The 14,331-nt window shown below is 45.7% G+C and carries 14 protein-coding genes; 10 read left to right on the top strand and 4 right to left on the bottom strand.

Going from position 1 to position 14,331, the window contains the following annotated elements:
- From dnaE to P0R33_RS03410, 4 genes are all read left to right on the top strand, one after another.
- Positions 1-3,057, top strand: a complete 3,057-nt coding sequence (gene dnaE, locus P0R33_RS03395; RefSeq protein ID WP_219071284.1) for a DNA polymerase III subunit alpha — start codon at positions 1-3, stop codon at positions 3,055-3,057.
- Positions 3,058-3,118: 61 nt separating this feature from the next.
- A complete protein-coding gene (locus tag P0R33_RS03400) occupies positions 3,119-3,739 on the top strand; it encodes an alpha-ketoglutarate-dependent dioxygenase AlkB (protein WP_179005260.1) in 621 nt (206 codons plus the stop codon).
- Positions 3,740-3,862: 123 nt separating this feature from the next.
- Positions 3,863-4,180: a DUF3606 domain-containing protein gene (locus tag P0R33_RS03405; RefSeq protein ID WP_179005258.1), complete on the top strand. Its 318-nt coding sequence runs from the start codon at positions 3,863-3,865 to the stop codon at positions 4,178-4,180.
- 292 nt (positions 4,181-4,472) lie between these two features.
- A complete protein-coding gene (locus tag P0R33_RS03410; RefSeq protein WP_276174213.1) occupies positions 4,473-6,791 on the top strand; it encodes a UvrD-helicase domain-containing protein in 2,319 nt (772 codons plus the stop codon).
- A gap of 210 nt (positions 6,792-7,001) precedes the next feature.
- Here P0R33_RS03410 and xseB read toward each other — a convergent pair whose 3' ends face one another.
- Entirely contained in the window at positions 7,002-7,208 is a 207-nt protein-coding gene (gene xseB / locus P0R33_RS03415) for an exodeoxyribonuclease VII small subunit (protein WP_163397854.1), read from the bottom strand.
- The gene (gene xseA, locus P0R33_RS03420; RefSeq protein WP_219071287.1) at positions 7,186-8,622 is read right to left on the bottom strand and encodes an exodeoxyribonuclease VII large subunit; all 1,437 of its coding nucleotides are present in this window, start codon (positions 8,620-8,622) and stop codon (positions 7,186-7,188) included. Before xseA ends, xseB begins: the two co-directional genes overlap by 23 nt.
- A gap of 320 nt (positions 8,623-8,942) precedes the next feature.
- Between xseA and P0R33_RS03425 the strand changes: the two genes are divergently transcribed.
- The 4 genes from P0R33_RS03425 to P0R33_RS03440 are packed head-to-tail and all read left to right on the top strand — an operon-like array spanning position 8,943 to position 11,465.
- A complete protein-coding gene (locus P0R33_RS03425; protein WP_276174214.1) occupies positions 8,943-9,329 on the top strand; it encodes a single-stranded DNA-binding protein in 387 nt (128 codons plus the stop codon).
- Positions 9,330-9,373: 44 nt separating this feature from the next.
- Positions 9,374-9,733: a hypothetical protein gene (locus P0R33_RS03430; protein ID WP_276174215.1), complete on the top strand. Its 360-nt coding sequence runs from the start codon at positions 9,374-9,376 to the stop codon at positions 9,731-9,733.
- A gap of 26 nt (positions 9,734-9,759) precedes the next feature.
- The gene (locus P0R33_RS03435; protein ID WP_223704589.1) at positions 9,760-10,149 is read left to right on the top strand and encodes a Cas9 inhibitor AcrIIA9 family protein; all 390 of its coding nucleotides are present in this window, start codon (positions 9,760-9,762) and stop codon (positions 10,147-10,149) included.
- Entirely contained in the window at positions 10,146-11,465 is a 1,320-nt protein-coding gene (locus P0R33_RS03440) for a PcfJ domain-containing protein (protein WP_223704588.1), read from the top strand. The genes P0R33_RS03435 and P0R33_RS03440 overlap by 4 nt, the downstream gene beginning before the upstream one ends.
- A gap of 92 nt (positions 11,466-11,557) precedes the next feature.
- Here the strand turns inward: P0R33_RS03440 and P0R33_RS03445 are convergent, their stop codons facing one another.
- A complete protein-coding gene (locus P0R33_RS03445) occupies positions 11,558-11,803 on the bottom strand; it encodes a hypothetical protein (protein WP_149207808.1) in 246 nt (81 codons plus the stop codon).
- A 273-nt stretch (positions 11,804-12,076) separates the two neighbouring features.
- Between P0R33_RS03445 and P0R33_RS03450 the strand changes: the two genes are divergently transcribed.
- On the top strand, positions 12,077-12,502 hold the full coding sequence (locus P0R33_RS03450) for a response regulator (RefSeq protein ID WP_179005243.1): 426 nt from the start codon (positions 12,077-12,079) through the stop codon (positions 12,500-12,502).
- Between the two features lie 95 nt (positions 12,503-12,597).
- Here the strand turns inward: P0R33_RS03450 and P0R33_RS03455 are convergent, their stop codons facing one another.
- Positions 12,598-12,990, bottom strand: a complete 393-nt coding sequence (locus P0R33_RS03455) for a response regulator (RefSeq protein WP_223704587.1) — start codon at positions 12,988-12,990, stop codon at positions 12,598-12,600.
- Positions 12,991-13,274: 284 nt separating this feature from the next.
- Between P0R33_RS03455 and P0R33_RS03460 the strand changes: the two genes are divergently transcribed.
- Complete coding sequence (locus P0R33_RS03460; protein WP_276174216.1) at positions 13,275-14,225, top strand: hypothetical protein; 951 nt, start codon at positions 13,275-13,277, stop codon at positions 14,223-14,225.
- Positions 14,226-14,331: the final 106 nt, after the last annotated feature.

Genomic DNA, 14,331 nt, shown 5'->3' on the forward strand with positions numbered 1-14,331 from the left:
ATGTATCTCAACTGCCACTGCTTCCACTCCCTGCGTTATGGCACCATACCGCTCGAAGATCTGATATCCAAGGCAGCCGCCTTGGGTGTCAGGGCTATGGCACTCACTGATATTAATACCGTAACAGGGATTTATGACTTTGTAAAGGGATGCCGGGCTGTGAATATAAAGCCTATTGTCGGAATAGAATTCCGCTCAGAGAATCAGCTGCGCTATATCGGGCTGGCAAAAAATGCGGCGGGCCTTGCTGAGATGAACCGCTTTCTGACCCGGCATAATTTTGAAAATGCCCCGCTTCCTTTGTCCGCTCCGGACTTTGAAAATGTTTTTGTGGTTTATCCTCTGGAGAATGTGCCCGCAGTTTTAAAAGAACATGAGTTTATCGGGATTCGTCCTGAACAGACCCCTGTACTGATTCTCAGTGACTGGAAGAACCAAATAGACAAGATGGTCGTGCTCCAGCCAGTTACCTTCCGCACCAAAACGGAATACAAGCTGCATAAAATACTGCGGGCCGTTGACCTGAATGTAATTCTTTCACGACTCGGCAATACCGATTACTGCAGGAAGACAGAAGTAATGGTGGATCTGGGCAGGATCCTGAAATGTTATGAAGGATACCCGCAGATCATTTCCAATACGGAAAAAATAATAGCGGACTGCCATTTTGAATTTGATTTCAAAACGCCGAAAAACAAGAAATACTACACCAATAACAAAAAGGACGACTTGCAGCTGCTCAGCACCCTCGCCCAGCAGGGGCTCGAATGGCGTTATGGGCAGCATAATGCAGAGGCAAAATCAAGGATGTTCCGCGAGCTTAAGGTAATAGACCAGCTGGAATTCAGCGGCTATTTTTTAATTACCTGGGATATCATCCGTTTCAGCAATTCTCAGGGGTTTCTGCATATTGGGCGAGGCAGCGGTGCCAACAGCATCATCGCCTACTGTCTCGGAATTACCGATATATGTCCTTTGGAACTGGATCTGTATTTTGAGCGTTTTTTGAACCTGAACCGCAAAAGTCCTCCCGATTTTGACATTGACTGGAGCTGGAAGGAACGTGACATAATTCTGGAATACATTTTCTCCCGTTACGGATATGACCATGTGGCATTCTGCGGCACCAATGTAGAATTCAAATATCGTTCTATATTCCGTGAAGTAGGCAAGGTTTTCGGGCTTCCAAAAGAAGAACTCGATGCGCTTGCCAAAAACCCGATGACCCTGCACCCTGCAAATGAAGTGGTCCGTGAAGTACAGCAGTACGGCATGATGCTGGAGAAATACCCCAACCAGAGAAGCATGCATTCCTGCGGCATCCTGATTTCCGAAGAGCCCATCACCAACTATTCCGTACTGGAAATGCCTCCCAAGGGCTTTCCCATAGTGCTTTTTGACATGCATACCGCCGAAGATATCGGGCTTGAAAAGTTTGATATCCTGAGCCAGCGCGGGATCGGCCATATTGATGACAGCGTAAAACTGATTGAGAAAAATCGCGGCATAAGGCTCAATATTCGTGACACCACGATTTCAAAAGATGAAGCCAGCTGCAACAGCTTTCTTGCAATGGGAAAAACCATAGGCTGCTTTTATATCGAGAGCCCTGCCATGAGAGGGCTGCTGCGGCGTCTGAAATGTGACAATTATAAAACCCTTGTGGCGGCCTCCTCCATCATACGCCCGGGGGTCGCGCAATCGGGAATGATGAAGGAATATATCTTCAGGCACAATCATCCCGACAGGTTTGAATACTTCCATCCAGTGTTCGAGCAGCAGCTCGGGGAAACCTACGGCATTATGGTATATCAGGAAGATGTCATTAAAATTGCCCTGCATTACGGCGGGCTTCCTGCAGCCGACGGGGATATTCTGCGCCGTGCCATGTCTGGAAAAGGACGCTCCAAAGCCGCATTGCAGAAAGTAAAAGACAATTTTTTTGCATCCTGCGCGGCCCAGGGGCACCCCTTGGCGCTCAGCCAGGAAATATACCGCCAGATCGAGTCCTTTGCAGGCTATTCGTTCTGCAAGGCACACTCAGCCTCCTATGCCGTGGAAAGCTACCAGAGCCTGTATCTGAAAGTGCATTATCCAATCGAATTTATGGTGGCGGTAATCAACAATCAGGGCGGTTTCTACCGCACCGAAGTGTATGTCCACGAAGCAAAGATGTCAGGGGCGGCAGTGCACAATCCCTGCGTGAACAAAAGCCAGTTGGAAACCACTTTGTATGGTTCTGATGTCTATCTGGGGTTCATGCACCTGCAGAGCCTTGAATCCAAAACAGCTGTTTTGATCCAGCAGGAACGGGAAAAAAACGGGCTTTACAAATCATTGGAAGATTTTATCAACCGCATACCCATTGGAATTGAAGCCATACAGATTCTGATTTTCATCGGCGCATTCCGGTTCACCGGGAAAACAAAAAACCAGCTGCTGGTCATTGCCCGTCTAATTCTGGTAAACTTCAATCCCGAGAACCGCGCACCAATGCTGCTTCAGGAGCCTGTAAAGGAATTTGTTCTTCCCCAGCTGGAACGTTCTGCTTTTGAAGATGCCTTTGATGAGATTGAACTGCTGGGCTTTCCGGTCTCCTGTTCCCCTTTTGATCTGCTTCAGACTCCTTTCAGGGGCAGTGTCATGGCAAAAGACCTTTTGGACCATCATAAAAAACAGGTCCGAATGCTGGCTTATCTGATCTCCCGCAAGCATGTGCCCACAAAGATGGGCGCTATGTATTTCGGCACCTGGATAGATGCTGAAGGGCAGCTTTTTGATACGGCGCATTTTACCGACAGCCTGGCCATGTATCCTTTTCAGGGAGGAGGATGCTACCTGCTGCTGGGCAGTGTGGAAGTGGATTACCATTTCCCCACCATAACGGTTACCAAGATGGCTAAAATGCCCTTTATACCAGATCCGCGCTATGAACAGGAGAACGACTGGAAATACAGGGCGCAGCAGAGAATACGCGAAGATGTGAGCATGACCCATCGCGCTCCCTATCCGCAGGAACATGAAATCAATATTCCAAGGCTAAAAATGAGCAATTAACAGGCTTCTTCGGCTTTAGGCTTTAAGCCTGCACTGAGTATGAACTAAAAAAATAAAGAAAATGATGCTTTTTGATGACACCGAAATTTTTTCATCAGGTAACGGCGGCAGGAGAATATTTGACGTCCCTGATGCCGACCTGCTGCTGATTGATAATTTCTTCAGCAAAACCGAATCCGATCATTATTACAATGTTTTATACCACGGCACACCGTGGAGGGAATATGAAATGCCCATGTATGACAAAGTGGTTACAGCTCCCCGCATGATCTCGTGGTACGGGGACAGCAGCAGGCCTGAACGTAAATCAAATCCGGATTGGCCTTTGGAACTGCTCCAGATCAGGGAGCGCGTGGAAAAGGAAACCCGCATAAACTTTAACGGCGTACTGCTCAATTTGTACAGAGATGGCACCGATGGTGTGGGATGGCACAGCGACAAGACCTCATCGAGCAATAAGAATATGAACATCGCTTCTGTGACTTTCGGAGAAACGCGTCTGTTCCGCCTGCGTCATAAAGTACTCAAAAATATGGCGCCAATCGAGATTCCGCTGCACCACGGAACCTTTCTTCTCATGGCAGGCAGCACCAATACCTACTGGGAGCACCAGGTGCCTAAGACGGCCCGTCCCGTACTGCCCAGAATCAACCTTACCTTTCGTCAGGTCAGGGAAATATAAAATAACGACTCCTTTCTAACCGACTGAAAACCATAGCAATCCTATAATAATAGGGGATTAAAATATAACAGCTTTATTTTTCTGTCATGTTAACTTTGGAATTCACTATTAAATTTAAAAATCATGGAAAATCTACATAATAACGGACAAGAGCAGAACGCTCATATTGATATTTCACAGCAGGCTGAAATCCAGCAGTGGGCTGAAAAGTTAAATGTCCCTGAGGAGATATTAAAAGATGCCGTAAGGGCAGCAGGCACTACTGTGGAAGAAGTAGCTGAGCACTTGAATGATAATTCTCCTTCTAGAGAAAGCGCCTCAGAAACCGTTCGCTTGAAAGACGGTCCCTGGCATGATGAAAAAGGGAATGGTAAGCATCAAAATCCGCAGGGAAAAAGCATTGAAGAGGCAACAGACCCTTCAAAACTATCACAGCTTTAAGTTTCAAAAAACTTAATTATCATTCATAGTAATAACTGCTTTATAAAAAGTAAAAACGAAAATAGGTAAAAGAATCCTGAAGGGCATTTTTTTGATTAAGCAGTCAAATGATGCTCTTCAGGATTTTATTTTAAGATAAATGCTTTCTAATTAACCGATAGGTAATCATCCTGAATATAACAATTGCTTCTTACCCTTCTTTTGAGTTAATTCCATAAATTTGTGCTGCAGACTCTTTGATCTGCCCCTCTGCTTTAAAAATAAATAGAGATCAAAAACATTCCGTTTAAAAATGAACGATCCGATTCTAGAAAACCTTAATCCCAGCCAGCTCCAAGCCGTGAAAACCACAGAAGGTTATGTGCGCGTTATTGCAGGAGCCGGCTCAGGAAAAACAAAGGCCCTTACCTCCCGCTTTGCCTACATTGTGGACAGGCTGGGAATCAATTCCTCCAATATCCTCTGCGTGACCTTTACCAATAAAGCGGCACAGGAAATGAAAAGGCGCGTCAAGGCGCTCATTGGCGATCTTTTTGATGTCAGCTTCATCACAACCTATCACGGTTTCTGCGTACGGTTTCTGCGTGAGGAAATAAATAAAATCCATTACCCGAAAAATTTTATCATACTGGATGCCGAAGACCAGAAAACCATTTTAAGGGAGGTGTTCAACGAACTGGACATCAATTCGAAAAACCTCACTTTCAAACAGGTGCTCCGCTTTATCTCCAAACAGAAAAGCACCTCCGATTATCTGGGGTACATGCTCGAGAATAAAAGCTTTGAGCCCGATGAAAAGGAATCGCTCTCCAGCCGCGTGTATCAGAAATACCTCGACAAGCAGAAGCGCAATTATGCGCTGGATTTTGATGACCTGATCCATTTTACGGCTTTCATACTCGACAGCAATCCTGATGTGCTTTTCAAATGGCAGCAAATGCTGCATTACATACAGGTCGATGAGGCGCAGGACAGCTCCGACAGCCAGTTCCATCTGGTGGAAATGCTCTCGCGTGTGCACCAGAACCTGTTTCTGGTAGGGGATCCCGACCAGACGATCTATGAGTGGCGCGGTGCGAAACCCGAATACCTGGTGGAATTCGACAGGATGTTTCCTGACACGAAAACCATTATCATGAACCAGAACTACCGCTCTACGCCAAACATCCTCAAAGTAGGCAACCATATTATCAAAAACAACAAGGTAAGGGTGGACAAGGATATGGTCACGGATAATCCCGAAGGAGTTGAAGTGGTGCATTTCCATGGAAAAAATGACTTTGAGGAAACCTTCTGGGTGGCTTCCGAAATCAAGGAAATCCTTAAAACGGAAAATGCCGCTTACTCTGATATTACCATTTTATACCGTTCCAACCATCTCTCCAGAAATATCGAGCAGGCACTGATCAAAGAAAATATTCCCTACGCCATATTTGGTGGCGTGCGTTTCTTTGAAAGAAAGGAAATCAAAGATGTGCTTTCCTTTTTAAGGCTTATCGTCCAGGGCGATAATTTCTCTTTTCTGCGCATTCACAACCACCCTTCCCGCGGGCTGGGGAAAAAGTTCCTCGAAAGGCTCAGCCTTCTGGCAGGCGAACAGAACCTGTCCCTGCTTCAGGCGCTGCAAAATAATATTGAGGATAAAGAGCTCAATAAAAAAGGAGCTGCGGATTTCCTGGCTCTGGTTGAAGAGCTGAAAACAGATGCCCAGACAAATTCCATTTCTGATCTGGTCAAGATCATACTCGATAAAAGCGGACTATCCGAACTCTACCGAAAAGACGGCGATGAGGACAGGCTGGAAAATATAAAAGAGCTGGTAAGCTCCATGCTGCTGCTGGAAAAAGAAAACAACGGCCCTGTAAATATTGTCGAATACCTGCAGGAAATTGCACTCTATACCGATCTGGACAAAGACACGGAAAATCAGGATAAGGTACGCCTGATGACCATCCACATCTCCAAAGGGCTTGAATTTCCCTATGTGTTCCTATGCGGTTTTACCGAAGGGGTCCTGCCAAGCGCCCTTTCCATAAAGGAAAGACGAAAACGTGCTATTGAAGAGGAAAGAAGACTGATGTACGTTGCCGTTACAAGAGCCGAGAAAAGGTTTTACATGACCGATTCGGAAGGCTTTAATTTCACCACAGGGCTCAACAAATACCCGTCAAGGTTCCTCTTTGAAATCAAGGAAGAATTTTATGTGCGTAAAGGAAAACTGTCAGCAGAAATCCTCCAGGCGGCACAGTCATCGGCAGCGGCCTCAAAAAACAGTGAAGATACCGAGTTCATTGAAGGGGACCTTGTAATGCATCCTGTCTGGAACAAAGGGAAAGTGCTTGCTGTGGACAGGGAGAAAAACCAGTACACGGTGCATTTTTTTGAAATGGGAAAAGAGAAACCCATTGACTTTTCGTTTCGTTTCCTAACTGCCGGATCAGATGCTGAACCTGAGAGTTCTTCCCCTGCCGAACTTTTGAATATCCAGGAAAACTTAAAAAATGCGCCGGATCCCTTTGCAGACCAGGAGCAGCAGAACGGCTTTGCTGACAATGAAGATAGCCGTATTTTTAATGATAAAAATACAGACAGTGAAAAGGAAGAATGGTAAAAGCCGGCTCATCAGAGCGGTATTGCCGTATCGGTACTTAAATCATTTTTTATACAAAAGCCCATTGCTGTTTGAAACAATGGGCTTTGTCTTGTATCGGCGTATAGTAGGCAGTACCTGAAACTTTTTCATAAAAGGCATGCGGTGTTATCGGAATGTAACTTAAACTATAACGCTGCAAAGCTGTACTTTAGTGTGCAGCATCCTGTTTTACTCCTTGCTGTTCTCCATGCCGCTGATGATTTTAGCCACTTCAGTTTCGGTCGATTTTAGTTTTGCCTGGCAGAACTCTATCAGTTCAGATGCCCTTTTTACTTTGGCAGCCAGTTCATCCACAGAGATGGTTTCGTCTTCCATCTCTTTGGCGATCAGGGCCAGCTCTTTGGCTGCAGCCTCATAAGTCAGTGTGTTTTCCATCATATTCTATTTTTTCGTTGACCGTACTTTTCAGTACGGCATCTTTTGTTACTATTTCAATCTCTTCGCCTTCCTTTATGCTCCCTGCTCCGTTTACAATTTTATTGTTTTTTCGGATCACGGCATATCCTCTGCTGAGCACATTCTGCGGGGAGAGCAGCTTTATAGTTTTATGGTGGTGCTCCAATTGGAGTCTGCGGCTTCGCAGGTACTGGCTGGTAAAGATCTTCAGGTTCGCTTTTAAATGCTGAAGATTGCTGTTTTCCTGCTGGATGATGCTCTGCGGCCTTTGCAGTGTTTTCTGCGCAGCCAGCAGCAGATGCTGCTTTTTTTCTGCCAGCAGGTTTCGGCTAGCCTGCGAAATATGCTGCTTTTGCAGCATAAGCTCTTCTTTCTTCGCGGCAATCAGTTCCCATGCATTATGGCTGACCAGATTTTTGATCTCGCTGAGTTCCCTGTAATGCCCTAGGAAAAGCTGCTGGGATTTGATGGCTATGGTCCTTTGCAGCGAGAGTATGTGCTGCTCGAAACTGCGGTTGTGCGCTATAATGAACTCCGCCGCCTTGGTGGGGGTTTTGGTATGGGTATGGGCCATCAGGTCTGTAATGCTGACATTTTTCTGGTGTCCGATGCCGGTTATCACAGGGATCGGGAATTTTGCGACAGCCCTTCCGATATTGTAGTTGTCGAAAATCAGGAAATCAGACTGCGATCCGCCTCCCCTTGCAATGACAACGGCATCATAAGGAATTCCGGTATTATAGACTTCTATGAGTTTATTTAGGAACAGCTTGGCGTTATTGTCCCCCTGCACAACGGTATGATAGTCATCAATCTGAAAAACATAGCCAAAATCATTATGCTGCATCGTATGGCGGAAATCCTCATTCCCGGCGGAACTGCTTGAGGAAATCACCGCAACCCTCTGAATTATCACAGGAAGCTTCAGACGGCTGTTCAGCGTGGAGTATCCCTCGCCTTCTTTGTGTATGAAATCATTCTCTTTGACAAGCCTTGCAAGGGTAGCATTGCGCTGCTGTTCCAGAATGCCGATCATGAAATTGCTGTCGATATCCAGAAGGTTTACCGAGAGACCGTACAGCGGATGGAAATCCACGCTCACCTGAACAAGAACATGAAGGTTGTTGGTAAAACGCTGTCCGGTGCTGTTTTCAAAATCAAGGATCTTCAGCGCTCCTGCTCCCCAGCTCTTGCCCATTATTTTAGCAGTGATCACACTGCCTTTCTCTGATTTCTCCACCAGTTCAAAATAATGGATCTTTTTATCGGCCTTGAAGGAATGGTTGGTGATATCAGCCACTACCCAGTACGTCCGTCCCTTAAAGCGGGAATGGATCGTCTCCTGGATCTGGCCGGTGAGCTGTGAGAGTCTGATATACTGGTCGGGTCCCATATTGTTTTCAGGGGTCTGCTGCTGTTTGTTTTTCCTTCTTCACCGCTAAGATAGCTATTCTCAGGCGGATCTCAAAAACAGAAAAAAGAGAGGTTAATTTTCAATTCAAAACGGGTTAAAAGGGCAGCCAAAGTAGTGCCCGCCCTCACCTGCATGCGCATAACGGCCCCTGGCCGCCCTTCGGGACTTATAGCACTCCGGCTCGCTATCCGGACACTTTTCTTCTGCTTTCTTTTTTCCCGTTTTTTCTTTTGAAAAATTTCATTTGGGAAGCAGGGGAAAAGAAAACTTAAAAGAGTATTCACTAAAACTTTATTGTCATGGAAATCACAGGACGAATTGTAAAAGATGCCTCCGTTTTCAAAGTAAAAGAAAACCGTGAGGTCGTAAACTTCTCCATAGCGGTCAACGACAGCTATAAACCCAAAGGAAGCACAGAGGTCAAAAAGATTGTAACCTATATCGACTGTTCTTACTGGCTCAGCTCGGGACTGGTGCATTGGCTCAAAAAAGGTACGCTCGTCCAACTCTTCGGACGCATCGGACTGAATGTCTATATTGGAAATGACGCCCAAGCTCACGGGTCATTGACCTTTCATACCTCGGATATCAAGATACTCGTATTTGCGCAGGCGGATAATACAAAAGCCGCTGCCGCAGCTAAACAGGATAAAACAGCAGACGAGCCTGACGACCTGCCTTTCTAAACCATTCACGCTTATAATTTTTATACACGCCTAAATACAACATTATGAAAGCCTTACAGAAATCCAATTATAACGAATTCCGTGTCAGTGATGCCTTTAATGAAATTATCCTAAAAAGCATTACTTCCTACAGCGGAAAACGCAGAGAAAAGCTCAAATCCTTTTTCCTTGATTTGCAGCAGGGAGGATGCGTGAGCGGCATGATTTCAGAATTTATCTACCACGCCGACTGCAAAGAATTTTACATCGAGCATATCGATGACCTTGAAAATATACGTACTGAATTGGAAGAAGCTATCGGCGAGCCGATCGAAAACCGATTTCAAGCCCCGCATTACACCTTTGTCTGCTGGCTCTGCTTCGAGGAATATTGTTATGAGCTCTATTCTAGGCTCTTTGAATAGAAATTTTCAACCTTAAATCTATTCTTATGAAAGCTTCTGAAAATTTTAAAAATGCCATAGGGAACTATCTGAGCACTTTGGCGCAGGGCGATACCGCCTTTGCGCCTATGCTTGCCAAAGCTTCTAAAAACTTGGACAGCTGTCTGAATTACATTTTCGGGGAGGTCAAAAAAACAGGCTTGTGCGCCTTTGACAATCAGGAAATCTTCGACATGGCAGTCAAGTACTACACCGATGATTCCATCGGCTTGCCCGCATCTGTGGCTTGCAAAGCCATAGTGCAGACCCCTGCCGCCGCCGACCTTTTTACGCAGCCCGAAATCCCTGCTGCGCCTGTCAAAACCGAACCTGTTCCAACCGCAAAAAAAGACGTAAAACCTGCGGCGCAGACCGCCCTGAAACTCTTTGACCTATGACACCCAAAACCATCATCGAAAAGCAGCTGACGGCGCTGAGCGCCTCTCTTGCGCCTATCAGAGAAGAGGTATTTACTTGGGCAGAGCAGACTATTTTTCTCAAATGGGGTGTGTTGTCCCGCAGCAGATTCTACTGCCTGGACTGCACCCACGTTTGGAAGCCCTCCTGCCAAAGCACCTGCGCCAAGTTCACTTCCTGCCCTGCCTGCGCAGGCAGACTCAAAATGATGCCTTATAATCAGGTGCATTTCAAAGAAAGCGAATATTTTGCTGTAGTGCAGAGATGTGCAGGGTATCAGGTGGTGCGCATGGTCATATCTCATAAACACATGAAAAAGAACTTCCTGCCCTCCTATTTCCATAAGGAAGTCATGCAGCATTGGATAAACCCCAAAGGGGAAGTGCGCACCCTTGCGCTCAGCACCAATGTGTTTTCCAGTAGCCTTGATGCATGGAAATTCTATTCCCCGCTTGAAATAAAGCCTAAGGACTTCATCCGCAACGCCCGATTCTATATCAATCCTTTCAAGGTCTATCCGCAGATGAAAGTGCTTCCGATTTTAAAACGCAACGGATTCAAGACTTCGGTATATGACATTGCACCGAACTTATTGTTTTCATCGCTTCTAAGCGACCCCATCGCCGAGACCCTGCTAAAGGCAAAACAGCTGCACCTGTTGCAGTATTACCTCTGCGCATCACGGCAGAACATCCGCCGCAACTGGCAGGCGGTCAAGACCGTCATCCGAAACCATTACAAAATTTCAGATGTGCCCGTTTGGGAGGATTATCTCGAACTGCTGCGGTATTTCAAAAAAGACCTTTCGTGTGCGCTCTATGTATGCCCCGATAACCTCAGTGAAGCGCACGACCATTTAGTAAAAAAGAAAAGGGACTTGCTTCGCAAGAAAAAACTCCATGAGCTCCGACTTGAAATCGAAAAAGCACAGAAAAGATACCGAAGTGATAAACAGAGGTTTTTTGGTTTGCTTTTTCAGGACAAGCAGCTGACGATTTCCGTAATTGAAAACGTTAAGGATTTTATGCGGCAGGGAGATGATTTAGGGCACTGCATTTTTACAAATGAATATTATGCTAAAAAAGATTCTCTTATCTTGTCTGCTAAAATCGGCGGACAGTCTGTAGAGACTATCGAAGTTTCACTAAGCAGCATGCAGGTGCTCCAATGCTCAGGGGAGAAACACCGCCCTTCCAAACATCATGGGCACATCCTGCGCCTGATAAGCCAGAATCTTTACCAAATTAGCGAACGAATGAAAAAAAAGAAAAAAGCTGCCAAAACTGAAAGCCGATAAATGATCGGCTTTTTTTATGCTTTTGCGATTCCTATAAGCCCGCCGGCTTTACAGCCGGCGGGCTCTGGATTCCAATGCCTGCCAAAGCAGCATTACTTTAAGGTAATCGCATCGGCAAGGTTTTCCTGATCGATAAAGGCCGTTATATACTGCCGGGCTTCACCGCGCTTCTCCAGATCCGTTTCAAAGGTATTGAGATGATACTCCTCGTCCTGGTCCAGGATATGAATGATCTCGGTATAGCCTTTCGAAATCAGGCTCCCTTTGAGCTTGATCACAGTGAGCTGCTGGTGCGGGTCCAAATCTTTTCTCACCTTTAATTGTATTGCTTTTTCCATTGTGAAAGATCTGTATGTTAGGGTAGTTGTAATTCTCCTATCAAATATAGCAATTAAGACCGCAGCCGCAGCATCTGGTACTGTTAAAAAAAGACAAGCAGCATTTTACCGCACATGTTAATTTAGTAAGAAAAATAAAATTTACTGTAAGAAAAAAAATAAGAAAATGATTTAATTTTAGGGAGGCAGAATCTTAAAAACGTTTAGCCCTCACAATGGAAAATCAAAACTGGACAAAGTTAAATTACTTAATTTAAAGCGTATCTTTAAGACATGAGAAGAAACGGAGAAATAATAATAATCGAAGATGACGAGGATGACAGGCTCTTCCTTAAGGATATTTTTGAAAGCCTGGACTATCCCAACAAAATAAAATTCATTGAAGACCCAATGGATGCCCTTTCTTACCTTTCCAATTCGAAGGTAAGGCCTTTCCTTATTTTGTCAGATATCAATATGCCCAAGATTAATGGCTTTGAACTCCGCGAACAGATACTTGCCCTGGCGGAAATCCGCGAGAAATGTACTCCTTACATCTTTCTTTCCACCTCGAAAAACCCGGAAAATGTGCTCAGGGCGTACCGCTGCCAAGTACAGGGATACTTTAGGAAAGAAGAAGACTTCTCAGTCTATCAAGCCATGATAAAAAACATTGTGGAATACTGGCGCCTAAGCCTTACTCCGGGATCAGCACTGTAAAAAACACCTCTGCTTTATTTATATTGTACGAATCCGCCCGCTGAACTTCAGGTAAAATCTGTTGCGGCTTTCTATTTTTTTTCTTGCTCGAAACATCAAAATGGCTTTGGCTGCAAAAGCGAATCCAGCTGGGAAAGAAGCTCGCCAAAACTGTTGGGCTTGCTGATATAGGCAAGAATGTTATGCTGCCCGATTTTGCTCTTCATGAAATCCGCCGAGGGGGTCGAGATCATCACTACAGGAATATCCTTCAGCCTTGCGTCATTTTTTAAAGAGACCAGCAGCTCCAGCCCATTGATTCTGGGCATATTAAAATCTAGAAAAATCAGTTCGGGCAGCTTATCAGAACCCCTGAGTTCTTCCAAGGCAGTCTGCGGACTGCTCTCCCATCGCAGCAGTATGTTTTTATTGAGCTGGTCTACCGCTTCCATAAACAGCTCGGCATCTTCACGGTCATCATCGATAAGCAGAATACTTCTATATAACATGGCACATACATTTTAAGCTCCTCGGCTGCAGTTAAATACGGTTTTTAGCCCGATGCGGTTTGGCGCGGCAGGCAAAAAAAGATAAATCACCTATACAGCCGCCCTTAAAGGTACGGCGATTTTCTGCGGCAAATGGACGCTGGCTGCCAGATGTGGAAATTTTACAACTCTATTTTGGAATTATATAAAAACAATGCTGCCGTGAAGATTATTTTTGCGTTTTTATAGGATTTTTCTTCCTTGCCTATCTGTATTATTTTGGTATTAAATTAGAACTGCAGACTATGAGAACCCTACTGTTCCTTTTTTGTGCACTGGGCGTGTGGGGCTGTTATCCACAGCAGCACCATGATCCTAAAGTGCTTCTTGCCATGGAAACCTATGCTTTTTTGAAAGGACAGGGCGCCGCCCTGAAAAAGGCCGCCAGCCAATTCCCTGCCTTTGCAAAAGAAGCGGCCGACCTTCAGCAAAAGGCTCAGGCGGTATTTGGAAGGGCAGAGAAAAATGCGGAACTCTTTCTGCGGCAGCAGCTCGCTGATCCGCAGTTCAGCAGCTTTCAAAAACACATTGACTCCCTGATAAACCAGCAGCTGCGGCACCCTATTGAAAAGAAAGAATATGCAGCCAAATTTCTTCAGGCCGTCAAAGACAAAATAGGGTTCAGCCCGGCTGCCCCTCTTCCCAAAGGCCTGCTCGCCTTTGCCTACCATGACGCGCCCCATCAGGAAATAATCGACGGCCATACGGTAAAATTCTCCACAAAGGGCCATCCCAAAGCAGACCAAAGCGTGGTTGTGCTGCCGATACCCAAAAGCTGGGAGGCGCAGGAAGCCCAAATGCCCGCAGCCGTGCAGCAGTTTACCAGCTGTGAGGGAAAAGGAAATGAAAAGATACTGATCGTAATTCATGATCTGCCCCAAGAATACCAAAACCTTGCACTTAATGAAAAATCCATGCAGGAAATGATACCCCCGCAAAGCAGGCTGATCCGCACAGAGCCGGTTACCATCGATGATATGCCGGGCATAATGGCGGAAATAGAGGAAATTTTGGACGAGCCCCAAAAAAACATGAAAGTGCGCATGCTCCAGTTTATGGCGGCAAGCGGGGGCAAGTTATACTGCGTGCAGGGCAGCATCGGCCCTGCTGCTGCGTACCAGAATCTGGATCACCAGCTGAGAAAATACGAACCTCTGTTTCGAATGGTGGCCCAAGCTGCCCGGATAGAGAATTAAAAAGCGGGACAAAAAACACAAAACGCTGTAAAAGAGGACCATCTAAATTTTGAGCTTCCCAGGAAGCGCCAGATCGCAATGCACAGCTGAAAACCGCAGATTACCA

Source organism: Flavobacterium sp. YJ01 (assembly GCF_029320955.1).
In the GTDB taxonomy this organism is placed as follows: domain Bacteria; phylum Bacteroidota; class Bacteroidia; order Flavobacteriales; family Flavobacteriaceae; genus Flavobacterium.

Excerpts from the sequence above, each read along its gene's own strand:
- P0R33_RS03455 (WP_223704587.1), bottom strand. The coding sequence starts at position 12,990 with ATGTTATATAGAAGTATTCTGCTTATCGATGATGACCGTGAAGATGCC.
- P0R33_RS03425 (WP_276174214.1), top strand. The coding sequence starts at position 8,943 with ATGGAAATCACAGGACGAATTGTAAAAGATGCCTCCGTTTTCAAAGTA.
- xseA (WP_219071287.1), bottom strand. The coding sequence starts at position 8,622 with ATGGGACCCGACCAGTATATCAGACTCTCACAGCTCACCGGCCAGATC.
- xseB (WP_163397854.1), bottom strand. The coding sequence starts at position 7,208 with ATGGAAAACACACTGACTTATGAGGCTGCAGCCAAAGAGCTGGCCCTG.
- P0R33_RS03450 (WP_179005243.1), top strand. The coding sequence starts at position 12,077 with ATGAGAAGAAACGGAGAAATAATAATAATCGAAGATGACGAGGATGAC.
- P0R33_RS03435 (WP_223704589.1), top strand. The coding sequence starts at position 9,760 with ATGAAAGCTTCTGAAAATTTTAAAAATGCCATAGGGAACTATCTGAGC.
- P0R33_RS03410 (WP_276174213.1), top strand. The coding sequence starts at position 4,473 with ATGAACGATCCGATTCTAGAAAACCTTAATCCCAGCCAGCTCCAAGCC.
- dnaE (WP_219071284.1), top strand. The coding sequence starts at position 1 with ATGTATCTCAACTGCCACTGCTTCCACTCCCTGCGTTATGGCACCATA.
- P0R33_RS03400 (WP_179005260.1), top strand. The coding sequence starts at position 3,119 with ATGATGCTTTTTGATGACACCGAAATTTTTTCATCAGGTAACGGCGGC.
- P0R33_RS03445 (WP_149207808.1), bottom strand. The coding sequence starts at position 11,803 with ATGGAAAAAGCAATACAATTAAAGGTGAGAAAAGATTTGGACCCGCAC.
- P0R33_RS03440 (WP_223704588.1), top strand. The coding sequence starts at position 10,146 with ATGACACCCAAAACCATCATCGAAAAGCAGCTGACGGCGCTGAGCGCC.
- P0R33_RS03430 (WP_276174215.1), top strand. The coding sequence starts at position 9,374 with ATGAAAGCCTTACAGAAATCCAATTATAACGAATTCCGTGTCAGTGAT.
- P0R33_RS03405 (WP_179005258.1), top strand. The coding sequence starts at position 3,863 with ATGGAAAATCTACATAATAACGGACAAGAGCAGAACGCTCATATTGAT.
- P0R33_RS03460 (WP_276174216.1), top strand. The coding sequence starts at position 13,275 with ATGAGAACCCTACTGTTCCTTTTTTGTGCACTGGGCGTGTGGGGCTGT.